Source organism: Rhizorhabdus sp., assembly GCF_018006725.1.
Lineage (GTDB): Bacteria > Pseudomonadota > Alphaproteobacteria > Sphingomonadales > Sphingomonadaceae > Rhizorhabdus.
This window is the reverse complement of sequence record NZ_JAGMXV010000455.1, coordinates 1-2,614: the sequence shown is the minus strand read 5'-3', so window position 1 is coordinate 2,614 and position 2,614 is coordinate 1. Positions and strand designations below refer to the sequence as shown.

The window sequence follows — 2,614 nt, the reverse complement described above, 5'->3', positions numbered from 1 at the left end:
GCGCTACACGGCCTTTGCCCTGCTGAACATTGTCGCGCGCAACGAGGATGACGACGGCAAACGGGGTGGCGACACGTCGGGCGGATTGATCTCTCCGGATCAGGCCGAAGAACTCTCTGTTCTGATCTCCGAGACCAAAACCGACATCGTCAAATTTCTCGCGGTCGGCAATCTCGAAAGTCTGTCCGACATGCCGTCCAGTTCGTTCGAGGCAGCCAAGCGAATGCTGCTCGCCAAGAGATCCAAGATACAGGGAGGTTCCCGATGAACGACTCCATCACGGTCGAAGCCCCATCCAATGAACTCGTGACGATCGAGCCCGCGAACGCGCTGATCGTGTTCACCAAGGACGGCGCGATTGATCCACTCCTGGCGCGCATCCGATCGCAGATCGACGCCTTCAAGCAACGCCCGATCACCGTCCTGTCGGCCACGGGGCGCAAGCAGATCGCGTCCATGGCCTACAAGGTCACGCAGACCAAGACGCACATTGACGGCATCGGCAAAGACCTCGTCGCCGAACAGAAGAAGATCCCGAACAAGATTGACGCCACGCGGCGCCGCATTCGCGAGACGCTGGACGAGTGGCGCGATGAGGTGCGCGAGCCCCTGACGGCCTGGGAGACGGCGGAGGAAGAGCGCGTCAACAAGCACAAGGCCGCCATGGAGTGGCTACGGGTTCGCGCCGATGAGAATGGCGACTTGGACTCGGCTGAACTTCGCTTGACGATTGCCGCCGTCGAAGCGCGCACCGTGGACTCGGATTGGGACGAATACGAAACCGAGGCGGCCATTCTGAAAGACCGGGCGCTGGCCTCACTGCGCAAGGCTCTGACGGCACGAGAGACACGAGAGGCCGAGCACGCCGAACTGTTGCGCCTACGTGCGGCAGAAGCCGAACGGCTTCGCATTGAGCGCGAGGCTGATATTGCTGCGGAAGCAGCGGCCCAAGCCAACAAGGCGGCGGCGGCTCATGCGGAAGCCGCAAAGAAGGCCGCAGAGGACGCAGTGAGAAAAGAGCGGGAAGCCTCTGAGGCCCGCGAGTTGCAATTGAAACAGCAAGCCGAGCAGGCGGAACGCAAGGCTGCGGAAGCGCACGCGAACGCGCTCCGCGAGATCGAACGCAAGGCCGCCGAGGAAGCCGCTGCACAAGCCGCTCGGGAGGCGGACAAGGCGCACCGCGCCAGGATCAACAAGAACGCCCTCGATGCCTTCATGCGTAACGGACTGGACGAGGCCACGGCGAAGCGCGTCATCACGCTGATCGCGCAGCACGGCATCCCGAACATTGTGATCTCCTACTGAGGACCGCCATGAGAATCATAGACTGCGAACAGGGATCTCCTGAGTGGCATGCCGCGCGATGCGGTCGGGTCACAGCATCCCGCGTTGCCGATATCATGCGCAAGACCAAGAGCGGCGTCAGCGCCAGCCGAGCAACCTATCTGGGCGAACTCGTGGCCGAACGTCTGAGCGGGCAGGTGGCGCCGAGCTTTTCGAGCAAGCCTATGGAATGGGGCAACGAGACCGAGGCCAAGGCGCGGACCTATTACGCCTTCATGCACGACGTCGATCCCGTCCGGGTTGGTCTCGTCATTCATCCCACAATCGAGATGGCGGCAGCTTCGCCGGATAGCCTTGTCGGGGACGATGGCCTGATCGAGATCAAATGCCCGAACTCGGCAACCCATATCCGCACGCTTCGCGGGGAAGAGATCGACCCCGACTACGTGAAGCAGATGCAGTGGCAGATGGCATGCACGGGGCGCTCCTACTGTGATTTCGTCTCCTACGATCCGCGAATGCCGGAGGACATGGCACTGCACACGCGGCGGGTAGCTCGAGATAGCGCGCTTATTGTCGAGATGACATCGGCCGTCGTGGCGTTCCTGGCCGAAGTCGACGCAACGATCGCGGACTTGACGGCACGTTATCGCAAGCAAGCGGCAGAGTAGCGGCCATGGCCACCATCTCTGAGCGCGCCAAGGCTGGCATCAAGCAAATGGCTCCAGCCGAACAAGCTGAGCACACGGGGCGCAATCGCCTTGTGACGGATGACGAGGTTGGTGACGCCCTTCGTTGGCTGGCCAGCAATGCCAGAGAGATCGGCGAGGCTCGGGCACGTCTCGTGCGATCCGGGCATCTCCTGAAACACACCGAGGCGCTTCTGTATCTCGCCAGCGAAGAGAAGACGGTCGACGGCAAAAAGGCTGGCGTCAAGGCATCACAGCGATGGCTCGACTCCGCCGAGGAAGAGGCCGTTGCCGCGGGTGAGTTCGAGAAGATGCGCGCACTTCGCGAGGCTGCCATGGCTCGCATCGAGGCTTGGCGGACAGAGAGTGCGAGCCTTAGAAAGTAAGGGGACGGATATGTATTTCGACGAATCTGAACGGATCGGCATCATTGTCGACGGCATAACCATTTACGGAACGGCGAAGGCGCTCGACATCGATATCGATTTCGGTCGTGTCCGCAAGTTCGCCGAGGATCGTGGGCGGTTCATTCGGGCCGAATACTACACGCCGGTTCCATCGGCGTCTTCGTCGTACTTCTCGCCGACGCGGCCTCTTGTCGACCGGCTCAGGTACCACGGCTGGCACCCGGTCACGCCCCT

The 2,614-nt window shown here is 61.8% G+C and carries 5 protein-coding genes; all 5 read left to right on the top strand.

Translation table 11 applies throughout. From position 1 onward, the window contains the following. The coding region (locus KAY22_RS27755; protein ID WP_296626265.1) for a hypothetical protein at positions 1-268 on the top strand (268 nt) is incomplete at its 5' end. Next, positions 265-1,305 (top strand): hypothetical protein, encoded by a 1,041-nt coding sequence (locus KAY22_RS27750; RefSeq protein ID WP_296626264.1) that lies wholly within the window; start codon positions 265-267, stop codon positions 1,303-1,305. The genes KAY22_RS27755 and KAY22_RS27750, both read left to right, overlap by 4 nt. An 8-nt stretch (positions 1,306-1,313) precedes the next feature. Next, on the top strand, positions 1,314-1,955 hold the full coding sequence (locus tag KAY22_RS27745; protein WP_296626263.1) for a lambda exonuclease family protein: 642 nt from the start codon (positions 1,314-1,316) through the stop codon (positions 1,953-1,955). A gap of 5 nt (positions 1,956-1,960) precedes the next feature. Next, entirely contained in the window at positions 1,961-2,359 is a 399-nt protein-coding gene (locus tag KAY22_RS27740; RefSeq protein ID WP_296626262.1) for a hypothetical protein, read from the top strand. A gap of 10 nt (positions 2,360-2,369) precedes the next feature. Continuing rightward, positions 2,370-2,614, top strand: a 245-nt coding sequence (locus KAY22_RS27735) for a hypothetical protein (RefSeq protein ID WP_296626261.1), incomplete at its 3' end; no start/stop codon positions are given.